This is a genomic window from Paenibacillus tritici (assembly GCF_013204885.1).
GTDB classification, from domain to species: domain Bacteria; phylum Bacillota; class Bacilli; order Paenibacillales; family Paenibacillaceae; genus Paenibacillus_AQ; species Paenibacillus_AQ tritici.
Map to the genome: position 1 here is coordinate 198,631 of NZ_JABMKX010000007.1, position 15,802 is coordinate 214,432.

The 15,802-nt window shown below is 52.0% G+C and carries 21 protein-coding genes; 3 read left to right on the plus strand and 18 right to left on the minus strand.

What is annotated here, in order from left to right; translation table 11 throughout:
* Positions 1–49: 49 nt before the first annotated feature.
* From HQN87_RS14305 to HQN87_RS14335, 7 genes are all read right to left on the minus strand, one after another.
* A complete protein-coding gene (locus HQN87_RS14305; RefSeq protein WP_173134265.1) occupies positions 50–1,060 on the minus strand; it encodes a sigma-70 family RNA polymerase sigma factor in 1,011 nt (336 codons plus the stop codon).
* 7 nt (positions 1,061–1,067) lie between these two features.
* Complete coding sequence (locus tag HQN87_RS14310; RefSeq protein WP_173134267.1) at positions 1,068–1,817, minus strand: hypothetical protein; 750 nt, start codon at positions 1,815–1,817, stop codon at positions 1,068–1,070.
* Between the two features lie 43 nt (positions 1,818–1,860).
* Entirely contained in the window at positions 1,861–2,421 is a 561-nt protein-coding gene (locus HQN87_RS14315) for a DUF4303 domain-containing protein (RefSeq protein ID WP_173134270.1), read from the minus strand.
* 223 nt (positions 2,422–2,644) lie between these two features.
* Positions 2,645–3,184 (minus strand): Imm44 family immunity protein, encoded by a 540-nt coding sequence (locus HQN87_RS14320; protein ID WP_173134273.1) that lies wholly within the window; start codon positions 3,182–3,184, stop codon positions 2,645–2,647.
* 10 nt (positions 3,185–3,194) lie between these two features.
* Positions 3,195–3,467, minus strand: a complete 273-nt coding sequence (locus HQN87_RS14325; protein ID WP_173134275.1) for a hypothetical protein — start codon at positions 3,465–3,467, stop codon at positions 3,195–3,197.
* A gap of 86 nt (positions 3,468–3,553) precedes the next feature.
* Positions 3,554–4,234 (minus strand): hypothetical protein, encoded by a 681-nt coding sequence (locus HQN87_RS14330; RefSeq protein ID WP_367272722.1) that lies wholly within the window; start codon positions 4,232–4,234, stop codon positions 3,554–3,556.
* Positions 4,231–4,809 (minus strand): hypothetical protein, encoded by a 579-nt coding sequence (locus tag HQN87_RS14335; RefSeq protein WP_173134278.1) that lies wholly within the window; start codon positions 4,807–4,809, stop codon positions 4,231–4,233. The genes HQN87_RS14330 and HQN87_RS14335 overlap by 4 nt, the downstream gene beginning before the upstream one ends.
* A gap of 99 nt (positions 4,810–4,908) precedes the next feature.
* Here HQN87_RS14335 and HQN87_RS14340 point away from each other — a divergent pair, with 99 nt between their 5' ends.
* Together HQN87_RS14340 and HQN87_RS14345 are read left to right on the plus strand one after the other, a co-directional pair.
* Positions 4,909–5,541 carry a pentapeptide repeat-containing protein gene (locus HQN87_RS14340; RefSeq protein ID WP_173134281.1) on the plus strand — a complete coding sequence of 211 codons (633 nt, stop codon included), beginning with the start codon at positions 4,909–4,911 and terminating at the stop codon, positions 5,539–5,541.
* A gap of 88 nt (positions 5,542–5,629) precedes the next feature.
* On the plus strand, positions 5,630–6,337 hold the full coding sequence (locus HQN87_RS14345; protein WP_173134791.1) for a response regulator transcription factor: 708 nt from the start codon (positions 5,630–5,632) through the stop codon (positions 6,335–6,337).
* Between the two features lie 24 nt (positions 6,338–6,361).
* On the opposite strand, the gene HQN87_RS14350 is transcribed toward HQN87_RS14345, so the two are convergent.
* From HQN87_RS14350 to HQN87_RS14365, 4 genes are all read right to left on the minus strand, one after another.
* A complete protein-coding gene (locus tag HQN87_RS14350) occupies positions 6,362–6,727 on the minus strand; it encodes a GntR family transcriptional regulator (RefSeq protein WP_173134283.1) in 366 nt (121 codons plus the stop codon).
* The gene (locus HQN87_RS14355; RefSeq protein ID WP_173134286.1) at positions 6,724–7,380 is read right to left on the minus strand and encodes an ABC-2 transporter permease; all 657 of its coding nucleotides are present in this window, start codon (positions 7,378–7,380) and stop codon (positions 6,724–6,726) included. The genes HQN87_RS14350 and HQN87_RS14355 overlap by 4 nt, the downstream gene beginning before the upstream one ends.
* Positions 7,373–8,227 carry an ABC transporter ATP-binding protein gene (locus HQN87_RS14360; protein ID WP_173134289.1) on the minus strand — a complete coding sequence of 285 codons (855 nt, stop codon included), beginning with the start codon at positions 8,225–8,227 and terminating at the stop codon, positions 7,373–7,375. Before HQN87_RS14360 ends, HQN87_RS14355 begins: the two co-directional genes overlap by 8 nt.
* 81 nt (positions 8,228–8,308) lie before the next feature.
* Complete coding sequence (locus HQN87_RS14365) at positions 8,309–8,779, minus strand: VOC family protein (RefSeq protein ID WP_173134292.1); 471 nt, start codon at positions 8,777–8,779, stop codon at positions 8,309–8,311.
* Between the two features lie 99 nt (positions 8,780–8,878).
* Here HQN87_RS14365 and HQN87_RS14370 point away from each other — a divergent pair, with 99 nt between their 5' ends.
* Complete coding sequence (locus HQN87_RS14370; RefSeq protein WP_173134294.1) at positions 8,879–9,802, plus strand: helix-turn-helix transcriptional regulator; 924 nt, start codon at positions 8,879–8,881, stop codon at positions 9,800–9,802.
* On the opposite strand, the gene HQN87_RS14375 is transcribed toward HQN87_RS14370, so the two are convergent.
* From HQN87_RS14375 to HQN87_RS14405, 7 genes are all read right to left on the minus strand, one after another.
* Complete coding sequence (locus tag HQN87_RS14375; RefSeq protein ID WP_173134296.1) at positions 9,793–10,722, minus strand: sensor histidine kinase; 930 nt, start codon at positions 10,720–10,722, stop codon at positions 9,793–9,795. The genes HQN87_RS14370 and HQN87_RS14375 overlap by 10 nt on opposite strands.
* Positions 10,723–10,743: 21 nt before the next feature.
* Positions 10,744–11,505 (minus strand): ABC transporter permease, encoded by a 762-nt coding sequence (locus HQN87_RS14380; protein ID WP_173134298.1) that lies wholly within the window; start codon positions 11,503–11,505, stop codon positions 10,744–10,746.
* Positions 11,498–12,421: an ABC transporter ATP-binding protein gene (locus HQN87_RS14385; protein ID WP_173134300.1), complete on the minus strand. Its 924-nt coding sequence runs from the start codon at positions 12,419–12,421 to the stop codon at positions 11,498–11,500. Before HQN87_RS14385 ends, HQN87_RS14380 begins: the two co-directional genes overlap by 8 nt.
* 83 nt (positions 12,422–12,504) lie before the next feature.
* A complete protein-coding gene (locus HQN87_RS14390; protein ID WP_173134303.1) occupies positions 12,505–13,203 on the minus strand; it encodes a response regulator transcription factor in 699 nt (232 codons plus the stop codon).
* A gap of 91 nt (positions 13,204–13,294) precedes the next feature.
* Entirely contained in the window at positions 13,295–14,320 is a 1,026-nt protein-coding gene (locus HQN87_RS14395) for an alpha/beta hydrolase family protein (protein ID WP_173134794.1), read from the minus strand.
* Positions 14,317–14,994, minus strand: coding sequence for a GNAT family N-acetyltransferase (locus HQN87_RS14400; RefSeq protein WP_173134305.1), 678 nt, complete (start codon positions 14,992–14,994; stop codon positions 14,317–14,319). The genes HQN87_RS14395 and HQN87_RS14400 overlap by 4 nt, the downstream gene beginning before the upstream one ends.
* Positions 14,991–15,776, minus strand: a complete 786-nt coding sequence (locus tag HQN87_RS14405; RefSeq protein ID WP_173134307.1) for a MerR family transcriptional regulator — start codon at positions 15,774–15,776, stop codon at positions 14,991–14,993. Before HQN87_RS14405 ends, HQN87_RS14400 begins: the two co-directional genes overlap by 4 nt.
* Between the last annotated feature and the right edge of the window lie 26 nt (positions 15,777–15,802).

A 15,802-nucleotide genomic window follows, 5' to 3' on the forward strand; every position in this document is an offset into this window, starting at 1 on the left:
TGAATCGGATAGGTGATTCATTAGTATAGACGTTCGGGCCACCGCAAACTCATCGGTTTATTGAAAAATCCTCCGTCGCATCCAAACCTGCCGGCAATCCAAAGCGGATAAATAATTCAGCGTCAATAAAATGATGGATATGGGCGATCCTGCCCTGGTTCAGCTCAAGAATATGAATCGCCCACGGGATCAGCCGCCCCTCCGCTCCGGCGGGGACATACTGGGCTACAGCGGGACGGTTCCCGTTAGCCCGGACCGGCAGCATCCGCGAGCCCAGACAATGGCTGCGTGTTGTATTATAGAACGCCAAGAGATCCGAGCTGCCTTGAACCCACATCGTAAACGGCGGCATCGACAGGCTGCCGTTCTCCTGGAATAACGCTAACAGCGCATCAATATTATATTGCTCAAAAGCTTCCACGTAACGGGTAATCAGCCCCTCATCCACTTCTGCATCCTCATGCTGCAATTCTTCGGACCGGAGGTCTGCCCTTGCCATTGTCGCCCTTGCCCGCTGCAGAGCGCTGTTGACTGCTGCCACGGTCATCTCCAGCGCAATCGCGGTCTCACCCGCCGACCAGCGGAAGACCTCCTGCAGAATCAGTACGGCACGCTGCCGGGGCGGCAGCAGCTGCAGAAGCGCAATGAAGGACAGCCGGAGGGTCTCTCTGCTGATCAGGATATGACCAGGGTCGTCCACATGACCTGGAGCCGGCCAGATCCAGGAGTCCCGGGACAGATTGTCCTTAGGCTCTGTTATCGTGGCGGCCGGCTCGGATAGATCCATCGGAAGTGCCCGGCGTTTGGCCCCCCTTAACCTGTCCAGACAGGTATTGGTGGCAATCCGGTACACCCAGGCCTTACGGGATGAATCCTGCCTGACACGGTCCCAGCTCTGCCAGGCGCGGACCATCGTATCCTGCACCGCATCCTCCGCTTCGAAGATAGACCCCATCATCCGGTAGCAATAACCGGTAAGCTCCGAACGCCATTCCTCCAGTCTATCGGGTGACTCATGCTTCTGGTTCATTTCGCGTTCTCTCCTTCGTGGCGTATACATTGCAGCCTTATCCCGGATTTTGTGGAATCCGTTCGCAGCCCTTCGACACAAGCCATTGCTGCATCAAGGTGAATACCGGCTCTGCACTCTGCTCATAGAAGACAGCCACCTCTTGCTGGTTGGCAAGATTCAGGCGGATATAACCGCCCAGCTGACGGTAGAACAGCAAGCAGGTATACGGATTCTCAATGCACAGATTAGGCGGAAATTCCGCCCGGCACATGGCGGCCAGTCCGGGGAGCGTAAGCTGGCCCGTCCCAGGCGGCAACCGCAGGAAAAGGTGGTTCCGGGTCCCCGTCCACGGCTCATAATAGACACTCTCCTCCTGGCTCCGTCCATACATCTGACGGTAGATTTCGTCCAGCAGCGATATGTATGTCCCGCCCTCCTTCTGTTCCCATACCTCCGGCGGGATCGCCTGTATCCGCTCCGCATGACGGGGCAGCCAGAGCAGCCCGTCCACCCCGTGATGAACGGCCAGGAAATCACCGTCCACCGTCGTCCCGATAGCGATGCACTCGCCGATCTGTTGCTCCGTAATGGGACTGTCTTCATCATGCTCCCATAGCTCATATTCGGCGAACGGCTGCAACACATCAGGGTCAGGCAGCTGGACATTCATCCACCCTCTGTAGGTTCCTTCGCCGAATTGCTGTAGGAACAGGACATAGCCGGGCGGATACACGGCTGGATTCTCCGCCGTAAGCCGTTGTTGCTGGCGCTCAGACAGCCCGCTTGGTTCCGATACAATATACATTTCATTACCTCCGCTTGGCTAACCATTGATGTACGAAATAGCGCTACTCTGCCGCTTCCGCCAGCCAGGCCTGCATCGCCGGAGACTCCGCCCGGTTCAGCCGCAGGGCTATTTCGGTATTCCCCTCATCCGGCGGCATCACCTCGACAAGCACGCATATCGCTTCCCTGGGTTGATTCAAGGCAAACAGGCCCTCCGCGTCCAGGATACTCATGGCCCGTTCCATCGCCCTCAGCCTCACGCCGAATTCAAGCTCCGATTCGTCAGCCTCAAGCTCTGAAGGGGCCGGACGAGCCTGGAACAATCGTTTGACCCCGTCAAAGTTCTCATCCCTGAAGCAGCAATAGGGTGAATCCGCATAGGACCATTTGATGAGCTCCGCAAGCTCTGATTCCGGCAGCCTGCCGTCCTCTGCTTGCCTGGCTGCTTCCTTCTCCAAGGCTTCCCGCGACCAGGCGGAGATGCTGGGAGCATGTCCCTCACCGGTAGTATATAACGTACAGTAATAATACCGTTCCCCGTTCTCAAAAAGAGCGCCAAAAGACCTTCTCGCCGCATCGGCGATTGCTGTTGCCAGCAGCTCTATTTCCTGCATCGGCTTCATAGACCATCGCCCTCCCTTCTGTTACCCGATCCGCGTGAGAGTATTCAGGAACGCTCGTCGATCAGCCGCTCCAGGAACTCTGCGAATGTTGCGGCATATAAGCTGATGTCATTATTCATGAGATCATAGCACATGACCGGGAAACCATTTGATCGCCGAGGTCGTTTTCAGTTTTTCTGCCAATTGCCCGTACATAATGAAGCTCCCCTTTCCCTATGAAAAGTTAATATAAGTTATCAGGATGAATACCAGTAGGCTCATAGTCATTCATACGGAGAAAGATATACTCCACCTCTTCCAATGGCATTTGCAGTTTCCGGCTGACTTCATGAAGTCCCGTCTCTTGCGACAGGAGTATCCGCGCCTGATGCAGCTTCCCTTGCAGCCAGTGATGGGCAAGCATCCATTGTCTCACCAGGTCCAGCAGTTGTTCTTGGGCCTTCTTATCGGCATACTTGTTATATTTGGCAACCGACTCTGACAGGTAGCTGTACAGGTGAATACCCAATGCCTCACGCTGCTCATGCTTGGACATCCGCCCGTACTGTTCATAGCTCAGGCTGATATCCAAATACAGAGTACCGTCTCTGCTATCGAACCGCCTAGACGTTCTTCTCTCATAACTGTCAGGTAACACGCGAAATACAACAAAGATCGTATAGGGGAACTCCCATGAAACAGCCGATTCCTCTAGCGGCAGCAGTTCATCTCTCAATTGACCCACACAGGTTCCATGGGTATCCAGCGTAAAAGCCAGTTCCATACGTACGCCCCTACCTCCCTCTTTTATAAGCATCAGCCAGTTGGACCAGATACCAGACAGCCACACCCACCAGGGCCGAGAACACAAGGTTGATGCAGCCGAACACGATCAGTGACTTCGCTTTGCCGGGACCGATTCGCACAGCAGCCGCGAGCTGGACAATAGCAGGCAGCAGAAAGGCCAGCCAGGAGACGGTGATAAGCTTCTCTGTTCTGAAGCTCCACCATACCGCCGAACACGATGCAGCGAGCAATACCCAGGTACAGATAAACTTTAACATCATATACCCCCTCCCTTTTACTGCCCCGAAATTCTCATCGTAACGCACGCAAATCCTTCGCGATCTGAAACCGGTCCAGTGTAGCCGGATTATGGATTAGAATCCTTTTTGACCACACTTTGCGCATTCACAGTTCCTCCTAATTTCCCCTGAAGCCTAAGACCATATTTACTGAAGATCCACGAGTTGCTAAGGTCTTGAGCCGCACCCGGGCTGATACGGACAGAAGGCTTCTGTTCGTCCATCGCCCCTGCTTCAAGCGCCGAGAAGCGCAGCGGCTTGGTCATGGTTCGGATAGAGCCGCTGATTTCACTGAAATACATATAGGTTAACGGCCTGCGGTCGCGGATATCCTCGTAGATATAATACTTCCCGCGTTCATCCTCCAGATCCACTTGGACACCTTTGGGAAGGGAGAGCAAGATACTCGGCAGTTTATCCTCTGCCCATTGGCCGTAATAGGGGAAGTAGACTTGCTCATTCCTCGTAAAATATCCCGCTTTCTCCTGGTCAGGCAGAACGGAAATAGAATACACAAAGGAGGGGTGAACCCCGTCCCGCTGGTCTGCTGCTATATAATACTGATAATAACTCCGGTACGCCTCCACCACCTGGTCCTGATCATGCTCGGTCCGGGCGTAATTGGTCTGATAGAATTGCGCAGCTGCAGGCTCCAGCAGCTTCAGAACACCTCGGAACTCTTCCGGCGTGATGAAGAATTGAAGCTTATAGAATCCGCTGTTCTTCAATCGGTCCACGTTGCCACTCACCGCCCGAATTCATATTTTGCAAAACGTGCTTGAAGGGTCTCCTCATACGGTATCCACTCATAGTCGCACCACAAAGACATACCTGCGATCTCTGACAGCTTCTCTACAGCCTGATCCGGACTCGTCATCCTAATCAATTCGCCGGCAGCTTCACCCTGAATATTCAGCACTTGCTGCAAGTAGCCATCATTCACACGCTCTTCCCGGAGCTGTCCGTATTCCTCCCGGGTCCACGGCTCGCAAAAGATTCGCTCCGCCGCAAGCTCCCCCTGCTCAAAAAATGACAGCTCGAAAATCTCCTCATTCATATAACCCGCCGTCATCACCGGCTCCTTGATTAGCCCGGACAAGGCTTTGCCCACCTTTTTGACCGTACCCCAGACCAAATATTCGTGAAGCACACTGACCCAGCTCTCATTGCTTTGGCTTACGTACATAACAGCCTGGCTCTCTGGAGCCTCAGCCTTGGAATAACCTAATACCCCGCCATGCCGCGTGCTTAGCTCTCTTAACGCTTCGACGGTCTTTTCCAGATTGTCCGACTTAATATGCAGATTTGCGAATGATCTCCCCACGGGATGCCTCCTCAGAGTGGTTTGTGACAACTTTTTGTCATACTATTATATTAACTGCATTTCGTCCTTTTACCAAATTAATGTAAGGAGAGGATCTAGTTGAATAAGAAGTCACTCCTGGCAAGATGGCAGGGCGACCAGCTCTCTGAAGTGAACAGGCTGATCGCCGCTATTACCGGCAAGTCTAATCTGCATCACAAAAACCGCTCCTTTCCAGCGTCTCCCTACGGTCAGACCGAGGCTGGACTAGAGGATTACCGGGGAGTTACCCTGACCGAGACCCTTCAATACCTCACAGTCCAGGGAGTCGATCTGTCCTATGCAAGGTTCGGGGATTCGGCAAGCTTGAACACCTCAACCTTTACCCACTGCGGCTTCGACGGGGTCAAGCTGGATGGCAGATTTGTGACGCATACCTTCAGTCACTGTTCTTTCCGGGGAGCCAAGCTGAATAATGCCAGGATCAGCAAAGAGTTTCACGATTGCGATTTCACAGGCTGCAACTTAAGTAAAGTAATAGCGAACGATGTATCCTTCACTCGCTGCCGATTCTCCGGCGCCAATTTCCGCTGGGCCATCTTCACCTATTGCCGGTTTGAAGAATGCAGCTTTGAGGGGGCTATATGTCAGGACAGCTCGTTTGCCGGAAGCCGATTTAAGGGGGAGACCGGCCTGCTTCCGGTTTGGGATAATGCGATCCTGGATCATGTCAAATTCTTATCATTTCCTTAAATATTGCGGGCGTGATTCATTGCACATGAAATATCGCTTATAATAGACCGGAAGCAAGGGAGGATTTACGGTGGAAAGCACAATTTTGATGGTGGATGACGAAGCGGAAATTATCCAGCTGATGAGTATTTATCTCAATAACGAAGGGTACAGGCTCCTGCAGGCATCGAATGGCCTGGAGGCACTGGAGATTCTGCAGTCCAGGCAAGTGGATCTGATTGTACTTGACCTGATGATGCCCGAGATGGACGGATTACAGGCTTGTATCAAAATACGGGAAACGAATCCTATTCCCATTATCATGCTCTCGGCAAAGGGCCAGGATATTGATAAAATATCCGGCCTCAGCATCGGCGCCGACGATTACGTAACCAAACCGTTCAACCCGCTTGAACTGATCGCACGTATCAAGTCCCAGCTTCGCAGGCTGAAGCAGTTCAATTCCGGTCCGGCAAACGCGAATGAGATACATATCGACAACGTCGTTATTAATATTGCCTCCCATACGGTAACGGTCGATCAGCAGGAGATCAAGCTGACTCCCCGCGAGTTCGCACTCCTTCACATGCTGGCCGTCAACCGGGGGATGGTGCTGAGCATGAACCGCATCTATGAAGAGGTGTGGAACGAGCCCTTCATGGAGTCGAAGAATAGCGTCATGGTCCATATCCGTAAGCTCCGGGAGAAGATAGAGACTAATCCGCGCGAACCGCAGATCATCAAGACGGTGTGGGGGATTGGCTACAAAATCGAAAGCGAGCAAAAAGGCCTTCTACCCTCTCCGGAGAGATCGTAAAAGGCCTTTCGCTGTGCCAGTATGTTAATAAATCTGCTTCAGCAGTTCAACCACTTCATCCAAAGTAAGCCCGAAGGACTTGTAATACGAGGTGTCGGTCACCATTTGCTTCAGGATCATTTCGTTGCGTATCCGCAGCATCTCATCCGGCGTGAATTCGGCAACGAAACAGCCTTTACCGGTCACCGTATGGATCAGACCGCTCCGCTCCAGCTCTTCCCAGGCCTTCTTAACGGTAATGACACTGACATGAAGCTCCAGGGCAGCCTGCCGGATGGGCGGCAAGCAATAACCGCTCTCCAGCTCGCCTTTGAGAATCTGGGCGCTGATCTGTTCGTACAGCTGCTGATAGATCGGTTTCTCGGAGGTGCTGGAAATCGTTACGTTCATAATATTTCCACTTTGAGGAATCGCTTCACCGCAATCCGGTAAGCTATCAGAGTCAAGGCGACGAAAATGAGAATGCCTGCGATCAGAATGGATAGCTGGAGTGCCGTGTTATCTAAGCCGGAGCCGTAGAAAATGTCATTCATCCAGGGATATTGGATGCCGGCCCATTGAGCCGCTCCGGCAAACAGTATCGCTGCCGCAGTCGATGCGGTAGTTGCCGCACCATACTTATACGCCGTCCGGTAGTACATGGAGATAAATATAAGGTTGAAGAGGGCAAGCATGATGAAGCATAATCCCCAAAAACCCATATGCGGCGCAAAGAAGATATACGTCAGGTGAGGATACAAAAGAAACGTAAATATACTGAAGATCATCGCAACGACAAGATGCATGAGCTCAAGAATAACAATCACAGCAACCCTGGATTTCACGATGTCTGTTTTGGTTACAGGCATCATCGTACTGAACATCAGATCGTTCTGGCTTTTAAATCCGCCAAACATGTTCGGGACTGTTATGAAGCAGAAGTACAGCGGAACCAGAAAATAGAGCCAGCCGGGAATAAGCATTAAGCCGCCTAGAATTAAGGGTAATGCGAAGAACCAGGGATTTACGCCTAACTTCAAATCCTTCATCACCAGATTATACATGTACACCCTCCTTTTTCGCGAAGTAGATCATGATGTCATCAAGGCTCGGCGTGGTTGCCCGGAGTGTGGAGGATGGATGAATGTCTTTGGCATGAATCAATCCGGTAAAGCCGAACGAGTTGATCTTGTAGGAGATCAAGTGCTCCTTCACTTCGCTGAGTTCAGCCTCGCTGCCGCTGAGTAAACGATACGATTCCTTGAACTCGTTCTTCTCGGAACTAGCGACGATCTGGCCTTGTTCGATGAAGGTGATATAGTCCGCACAGCGTTCCAGATCGGATGTAATATGAGTGGAGAACAGAATGCTGATCTCGCCGCCGACGATAAGCTCCTGGAAGATATCCAGCAGATCGTCTCTGGATACGGGATCAAGTCCGCTGGTCGGTTCATCCAGGATCAGCAGCTTGGCCCCATGCGATAAGGCAAGGGTCAAGCTGTATTTTACTTTCATCCCGGTGGACAGCTCCGCTATTTTTTTGTTTTCATCCAATTTGAACCGGCGCAGATAGCTGTAGTACGTGTCATCATTCCAATTCTTATAGAACCGCTTAGTAATATCCGTCAGCGTCTTAAGCTTGCTGCGTGTATAGAAATCAATATCGCCGAAGGCGCAGCCGATTTCCTGTTTCAATTCGATTTCATGTTCAGCCATATTCTTCCCGAGTATGCTGACCTCACCGCTATCAGCCTGAATCATGTTCAGGATCGACTTGATCGTGGTCGTTTTGCCCGCACCGTTAACCCCGATGAAGCCCATAATATAACCTTGCTCCAATTGAAAGGATACATCTTTGATCTCAAAATGAGGATACTTTTTATTTAAATTCTTTAGTTCTAAAGCCAGCATAACAACCCTCCTCAACAAATTGTGTATTCCGTGTATACACAATGTATCATGAGGTTTTCACAAAGTCAACGGCTCTCCCTCCTAAATATTTTCCTTGGCGGCCAGCACTTGTTCAAGAAACAGATCGGCGTCGCTATTGAATTTCCAGCACACTCCAAATTTATCGGCCAGCATCCCAAAGCACGATGACCAGGGGGTGACGGATAACGGCATGATGACATGTCCGCCAAGAGATAACTGATTATAGTACTCTTCCAGTTGCTGCTTATCCTCCATGACCAGACTGATCAGCATATTATTCCCCTGCACCAGTTCACCTGTTACCGGCTTCATGGAAGGCAATACGTCCGACAGCATGATTCTACCGCCTGCGAATTCTATCGAAGCTTCCATGATCATATTCAGCTCATTTTCCGGCAGAGGATAGCTCGGATCTTGCGGGATATCTCCGAATTTCACCTTTTTCACTGTAGTCGCATGGAGAGCCTCCGCATAGAATTCAATCGCTTGTCCGGCAATTCCATCAAAGTTAATATAGGCAATAGCTGACATTGAACATAACCTCCTTCTTAATATAAATGTAGTATAATACACGATAGGTGACGGCTATATGTCACCGTTCTAACCCATGCAGAAAAAGAGGACACCCGAATGGACAAGGTTGAACGGCTCATCTCTATCATTATGATTTTGCTGAAGAAAGATATCGTTCCCAGCAATGAATTCGCTGCATTATTTAACGTGTCCAAAAGAACGATTCTGCGCGATATGGAAACGTTAAGCCTATCCAACATCCCGATCTATTCGCTCCACGGAGTTCATGGCGGCTACGGGATTATGGAACAATACAAGGTGGATAAACGTCTCCTCAGCAGCTCCGACTTAGAGAATATATTAATTGCACTTGGCGGATTGGAACAGATTACGCTTAGTGAAGATGTTGAAATGACGATTAGGAAAATAGAAGCCATGGTCAGTCCATTGGCTCCGAAGGGGTCTATTCAGATTTCCTTCTACAACTGGGAGGGGCGGCCTGAGCTTAGCCATACCTTGAAGCTCTGCCAGGAGGCTATCTTGAAGCGAACGATGGTTTCGTTCGACTATACCGATAAGAATGGGATGGCGACGACCCGGACGGTCGAGCCTGATCAGCTGCATTTTAGCGAAACGAGCTGGTATCTGAAAGGCTTCTGCTTACAGCGTATGGACACCAGAAGTTTCAAATTATCCAGGATGGAGCATCTTGTCAGGAGTGAGCAGACGTTCAGCCCCAGAGCTGGACCGGCGGGGCAAGAACAAGAACGGGAAGGGCGTATTCAGCCGGAGCTAACGGAAGTCAAGGTGCTGATTAAGCGGGGAATACAAGACCAATTCATTGAACGGTATGGCCGGAAGAGCATCGAATCCTATAATGCTGAACTTCTTCTGGCAACTATCCATGTGCCACAGAACAGCATTGGCTATCAATTCCTGGCAGGCTTCGGGACCGATCTGGAGATCATAGAGCCGGCACCCTACCTGGAAGAATTCCGGGATTACTTGCTGGAAATCGTGAATAAATATCCTCACCGGTAATGGGAATGCGGTTCGCCCTGTGGCCCCAGCGGCCAGCGGCAGACCATGGTTAAGTTGCCGCCGTGCAGCTCTGCAGTCAATGTGCCGTTCATCTTGTTCATGAGACTCTTGGCGATAGACAGACCAAGCCCCGAGCCTTGCCCGGAACGGGTGCGGTCTACGGTATAGAAGCGGTCGAATAGCAGCCTCACATCGCTTGCGGATAATTCCTTCGCTTCATTCACTATACTCAGCTCTGCCAGGGTCCCCTGCTGCCCGAAGCAGATGGTCACAGGACCGCTCGCGTGCTTGACGGTATTGATAAGCAGGTTCTCCACAACCCTCCGCACGGCGGATTCATCGGCATATACAGCCACCGCTTCTCCAGGAAGCCGGATATCCGGTGTAATGCCCCGCTCGTTGAACTGATCGTAGAAGCCGACAAGCGTGTCAGACAGCAGCACCGTCATGGCAATCCGCTCGGTCTTCAGCTGATAATCCGAAGATTCGATTAAGGACAGCTCAAAAAAATCGTTCAACAGCGCTTGGAGCCGCTTTGTCCGATTTTTGACAATTTCGAGATACTCGAGCTTCTCCTCAGACGTAATGGGCTCCACTTCCAGCAATTGAATGTAGCCAAGGATGGAGGTTAGCGGCGTGCGGATGTCGTGGGAGATGTTGGCAATGGCCTGCCGCAGCTCGTTCTCCGTCCGTCTCCGGTTAGCCTCCGCTTCAACGATCAGGTTAGACTGGCGGTTAATCTGACCTGCCAGCGCTTCCAGTCTCCGGTCAAACAGGGTTACCTCCAGCTTCTTGCCGGTGGCCCGTTCATTATACTGACGAAGCTGCTCTGTCATCCGCCGCAGCTCCCGCCTCAATCCCATGAGATGGGCCAGCAGGAGAGCCGCAGTTGTAACGGATATGAACGTTATGATGGACAAGACTCTCCGCCCCCTCTTCATTTATTTAATTTCCTTCTTGCGGTACACGAGAATCCCCAGCAGCCCGGCTACCCCAATGGTCAGCAAGGGCACGAGCAGGAGCACCGGCAGCTCACCGCTATCCAGCTGGATCTTACCGATATCACCCAGCAGCTTGAACACCGAATAATTGTACACCGTAGTGAGGAACGGGATGTATTCACCCAGGCCTCCCAAGACCATATCAATCATCAGGAAGAAGATCATCAGGAAGCTGATCGTCTTGCCGCTCTCGGTGAACACGGCCGTGAACAACACCCCAATCGCTGCGTAGCCTGCCGTGTACAGCAGGGTTAATCCGAGAACACGCGGGATGAAGAAGGGGTCTACTCCCTCCGGCAACTGGCCGAACCCGGATAGTATGGAGACCTCAGCCATACTCAATAGCGGAAATATGAGCGAGATCAACATGACTCCGGCAGAGAATCCGACCAGCTTGGCTGCATACAGCCGCCCTCTGTCGTTGCCTGACGAGGCAATTATCTTCATGGCCCCTGTTGTATATTCGCTGGCAATGAAGAATCCGGCTAGTGCGGCTATACTGAATTTGATGACATAACCATTGCTGAACATAAATTTAACCAGGAATTCAGCCCCTGTGAACTGCGGTTTACCGCCGGACTTATTGTCCATATAGTAGAGCAGCGGATAGGCCAGGGACAACACGGCGGTTATGAGCAGCAGCACCCGGAAGGATCTGTCCTTGCGCAGCTTGAACAGCTCGGCTCTGATCAGATTATACATCTCCCCCGCCTCCGATCCGCTTCATGTAATAACTCTCCAGGTCTTCGCCCATCGGCATGAACTCCTCGATGGTAAGGCCTGCGGAGAATAGCGCCGAAGACACCTTGCCGGGCTGTTCCCTGTACCCGTACAGCTTAATGACTCCATCCGGCATGACCTCGAAGTCGCTTGTACCCAGCACGCTCTGAATAACCATGGCTGCCCTGTCGGGATGATCAGCCTTGATATGCACATAGTGCTGGCATTTGTCGTGCAATTCCTGAGCGGTAAGCTGCTCCAGCAGCTTGCCGTGATGGATGATGCCATAATGGCTCGCCAGCAGGTGCAGCTCACTCAGAATGTGGCTGGAGATCAGAATCGTAAGTCCCCGTTCCTGATTGAGCCGCTTAAGCAATTCACGCATCTCGATGACACTCATCGGATCAAGCCCATTGGTCGGCTCGTCCAGGATCAGAAATTCAGGGTCGCTTAGCATGGCAATTGCAAGGCCCAGCCGCTGCTTCATCCCCAGCGAGAAATTCTTCACCTTCTTCCGGCCTGTTCCCTGCAGTCCGACAAGCTCCAGCATTCTGCTGACGCAGTCTCTGCCGGGAATGCCCCGGAGAAGACGGTTCACCTCCAGATTCTCGCTGGCCGTCATGTGCGGGAACAGTGAGGGCCCCTCAATAATCAGCCCCATCCGCTTGCGGGCCTGGGTCAACTCCCGTTCCGCACTGGCACCGAATAACTCTATCGTTCCATCCGATGGAAAAGCGAGTCCGGTCACAATACGCATCAGCGTCGATTTCCCGGCTCCATTCTGTCCAATAAAGCCATAGATCGAGCCTTTACGGATAGATAAATTCACTTTATCCAGCGCAACGCTGCCTTTGAATCTCTTGGACAATTGATTGGTTTGCAGTACATATTCACTCATTGCTGTCTTGGCCTCCCTTATATGATAGACCAAGTATAGAATCGAGAACTTAAGAAGGGCTAAAGCCAATCCTTAAGAATGTCTTAAGCCTTCAGCCGATAGCCTATGCCCCATACCGTCTCAATAAATTCGCTGCCGGGCGCCGCCTTCGCCAGCTTGCTCCGCAAATTGCTCATATGGACGTTCACCGTATTATCGTCACCGTAATAAGGCTCCTCCCATACGCTTTCGTACAGATTGGCTTTGGTGAATACCTTCCGCGCCTCCGACAGCAGCAATTTGAGAATTTCATACTCCCGTGCGGTCAGTACGGCCTCCGTCCCTTCGGCCGTCACCACTTGGGAGTCGCAGTCCAGCACAAGCCCCTTATGCTGAAGGATGTGGGGTACAGATGCAGCAGGCGGTGTAATCTGCGCGAACCGGCGCAGAAGCGAATCAATCCGCGCGGACACCTCTTCAATATCGAATGGCTTCGTAATGAAGTCATCCGCACCTCCGCGCAGCGCGGATACCTTAGTCTGCTGCTCACCCTTCGCAGAGATGATAATGACCGGCACGCTGCCCCGCAGGCGAATCCGCTCCAGCAGCTCCTCGCCCGTCATTCCCGGCAGCATCAAATCAAGCAGGACCATGCTCCATGGCTGCTTCTCCAGATAGAGCAGTGCCTCTGTTCCGGAGAAGGCAGGCTGTGGCAGATATCCGCTCTTTCTGATAATGCTGCACAGCAGGCGGCTGATATCGCCGTCATCCTCAGCAACAAGAATATGAATTGAATTCTCCATCTGGTCTCCTTAGGGGATTAATCTTTTGCCTATATGATAGACCATTGTTGCCACAACTTCCAGAGCAGGAGTGGTGACAGAAGGCAGCAACCTACTCTTGGAGTGCCCGGGGTTCATCCAGCTTCTTAAGGAATTGCTCAATCTGATCCATATATCCGGGAACTGTAATCTGACGCGGGAAGAAGAGGCTGATCATGAGCGCCCTGAAGCCGGAATCAGCCGTCTTCTTGCTCAGCATCGAATGCTCTGCGTCAGGGAAGAGCGCAACCGTCAGCAGCTCCGGCTTCACTGTATTGCGGTATACAAGCTCTGTCTCCTTCCAGTCTACATGGATATCCTCCTGGCCCAGCATCAGAAGTACAGGTGAATGCAACTGCTTAAGATCCTGCCCGGCATCCGACAGGAAGTTTTTGCTCACGAATGTCCATCGCTCCTTCGTCATCGGACTGCCGTCCCGCACCGCTCCAAGATAATCTTCATAACTCGCCTTCTTTGAGAGAAGTTGTCTAACTTCGTTGTTAGCAGCTATTTCAGCTTCTATGTCCGCTTCTGATCTCCCTTCCTTCAGCATCTGCTGCCGGGTATGATAAGCTCCTTGCCGCAGCCAGTTGACGGCGGGGGACACCAGAATACTGAAGGCGAGCGGCTCTTCCCCGGCCAGCTTGGGAATCACCCAACCTGCCTGGCTGGCGCCCCACACCCCGATCCGGTCCGGATCAATCCTTGGATGCTTGCGGGCCCATGCTATGGCCTCACGCGCCTCTTCGACCCGATCCTCCATGCTCTGTTCCAGCCAGTTGCCCTCCGAGCCGCCAATCCCTCTTTTATTCAGGGACAGGGAGGCATAACCAAGGCTGGCTAACCGCTCCCATAACGGTTTATATCCATCATCATATGTTGCATTAATCGCTCCATCCCCATGAATGAAGAGGACTAATCCCAGCTTGCCGGAAGAGTCCTCCGGCAGCGCCAACGTACCTGTCAGCTTCCCTTCCGGCGACTCGATCTCGATGGCCTGCTCTACCATGTCGAAGCGGTTTTGCTGCACAATATAGAGGCCTGTACCGCCAATAATCAATATCATAATCATCACACAGAGCCAAACTTTCTTCTTCAGCATGATCTTCCGGCTCCCCCCTTCTCCTGAACCATATATTCCCATTCCCATTGATTGCACAATACAAACAAGATAAAGCGCTTCTCCCGGGAGCTCGTATGGAAAGACAGCTTCTCGTAGAGTTGTCTGGCACGCAGATTGCCGGACGACACGTGCAGGCTAAGACGATCCAGTTGCGGATCGGTATCGACAACATGCCGGGCCCACTGTATCAGGAGTCTTCCTATGCCCTTGCCTTGCTGGTCTGAATGGACTGCCAGGTCAGCAATATAACATTCCCCCGCCTCCGGTTCATGATCAAGTACGTGGAGGCCGATCAACATCTGGATCATGCGCCAATTGCCGAACAGACTGACTATTTCCGCCAGCGGAATTTTTTGCGTTGGGGTGAGGGCGTTCAGCATGGGTTTTCGTTTGATCGCAATGCTGCCAATGACCTCCCCCTCCTGGAGGGCGACCATCCTTTGAGTGAACGGCTCTGCCGGAACGTATTGGAGCAGCTTTTCAAAATGCGGAGCTAGATCACCCCCGCCCAGTTCAGTCCTTCGGCTGAATTTCCCATGAAACGCTTGAGCCAGCAGCCGTCCGACCGGCCGATTATACTTGGCGTCCATAGACTCGATGGTTATTGGCGCTGTACTTATAGGGGCTGTAATTATAGGGGCTGTGCTCATACGGAATACCTCCCTTCCCCTGGTGCACCCGGCCCTATGCAGGCCCTCAGCTCATAATGCAGCTTGCCTGGAACGAACAGGGATAAATACGATCGTTCAATAACCACCAGAGGTCCGGTTAGGGGGATGGATTGTATAGCCGCATATTCGGCGAATCGTCCGACTTGCCCTTCCAGCTCCTCTTCTTGAACCACACATTGCAGCGTCAGGTACTCCCCTTCCGGTAAGGTTACATCGCCTGGGCTAGGCGTCTCCAGATATAAGGTCACAGCGCCCGGCTCATCTGCCACATAATAAATATCCGATTCAAACAAGTCTGGAATCCCTATGGCCTGTTCAGCCAGTAGCGCCGCACTAAGCTTCACATGTGAATCCAGCTTCATAATCCGTGCCAGAGATGCGGACTTCAGCTTCTGGATGTGGAAGGAATCCGGCTGAGCACTGTAGCTTTGTTGTTCCTGTAGCATCTTAAGGATGAAGTGCCGAAGCCCCTCCAGGCGCAGCAGTTCCTTCTCGATCCCCTGTAAGGACTCCTCCAGCAGCTTGCCATGCTGCTCTGCCGTATAACTCATGCATTCATGAATGGATTGAACGGGTACCTCCAGCTTGCGGAGCAGCAGGATATGCGCTAACTGGTACACTTGCTCCATGCCATACATCCTGTACTGATTCTCGCCGGTATAAGCAGGCTGAAGCACCCCTTTTTCTTCAAAATACCGGATTTGGTGAACCGACACATTCATCAGCTTGGCTAGTTCACTAATTGTAATTTCACTTCTCATCGCGATCACTCCCCGGGATACGGCTT

Excerpts from the sequence above, each read along its gene's own strand:
- HQN87_RS14305 (WP_173134265.1), bottom strand. The coding sequence starts at position 1,060 with ATGTATACGCCACGAAGGAGAGAACGCGAAATGAACCAGAAGCATGAG.
- HQN87_RS14310 (WP_173134267.1), bottom strand. The coding sequence starts at position 1,817 with ATGTATATTGTATCGGAACCAAGCGGGCTGTCTGAGCGCCAGCAACAA.
- HQN87_RS14315 (WP_173134270.1), bottom strand. The coding sequence starts at position 2,421 with ATGAAGCCGATGCAGGAAATAGAGCTGCTGGCAACAGCAATCGCCGAT.
- HQN87_RS14320 (WP_173134273.1), bottom strand. The coding sequence starts at position 3,184 with ATGGAACTGGCTTTTACGCTGGATACCCATGGAACCTGTGTGGGTCAA.
- HQN87_RS14325 (WP_173134275.1), bottom strand. The coding sequence starts at position 3,467 with ATGATGTTAAAGTTTATCTGTACCTGGGTATTGCTCGCTGCATCGTGT.
- HQN87_RS14345 (WP_173134791.1), top strand. The coding sequence starts at position 5,630 with ATGGTGGATGACGAAGCGGAAATTATCCAGCTGATGAGTATTTATCTC.
- HQN87_RS14350 (WP_173134283.1), bottom strand. The coding sequence starts at position 6,727 with ATGAACGTAACGATTTCCAGCACCTCCGAGAAACCGATCTATCAGCAG.
- HQN87_RS14355 (WP_173134286.1), bottom strand. The coding sequence starts at position 7,380 with ATGTATAATCTGGTGATGAAGGATTTGAAGTTAGGCGTAAATCCCTGG.
- HQN87_RS14360 (WP_173134289.1), bottom strand. The coding sequence starts at position 8,227 with ATGCTGGCTTTAGAACTAAAGAATTTAAATAAAAAGTATCCTCATTTT.
- HQN87_RS14365 (WP_173134292.1), bottom strand. The coding sequence starts at position 8,779 with ATGTCAGCTATTGCCTATATTAACTTTGATGGAATTGCCGGACAAGCG.
- HQN87_RS14370 (WP_173134294.1), top strand. The coding sequence starts at position 8,879 with ATGGACAAGGTTGAACGGCTCATCTCTATCATTATGATTTTGCTGAAG.
- HQN87_RS14380 (WP_173134298.1), bottom strand. The coding sequence starts at position 11,505 with ATGTATAATCTGATCAGAGCCGAGCTGTTCAAGCTGCGCAAGGACAGA.
- HQN87_RS14385 (WP_173134300.1), bottom strand. The coding sequence starts at position 12,421 with ATGAGTGAATATGTACTGCAAACCAATCAATTGTCCAAGAGATTCAAA.
- HQN87_RS14390 (WP_173134303.1), bottom strand. The coding sequence starts at position 13,203 with ATGGAGAATTCAATTCATATTCTTGTTGCTGAGGATGACGGCGATATC.
- HQN87_RS14400 (WP_173134305.1), bottom strand. The coding sequence starts at position 14,994 with ATGAGCACAGCCCCTATAATTACAGCCCCTATAAGTACAGCGCCAATA.
- HQN87_RS14405 (WP_173134307.1), bottom strand. The coding sequence starts at position 15,776 with ATGAGAAGTGAAATTACAATTAGTGAACTAGCCAAGCTGATGAATGTG.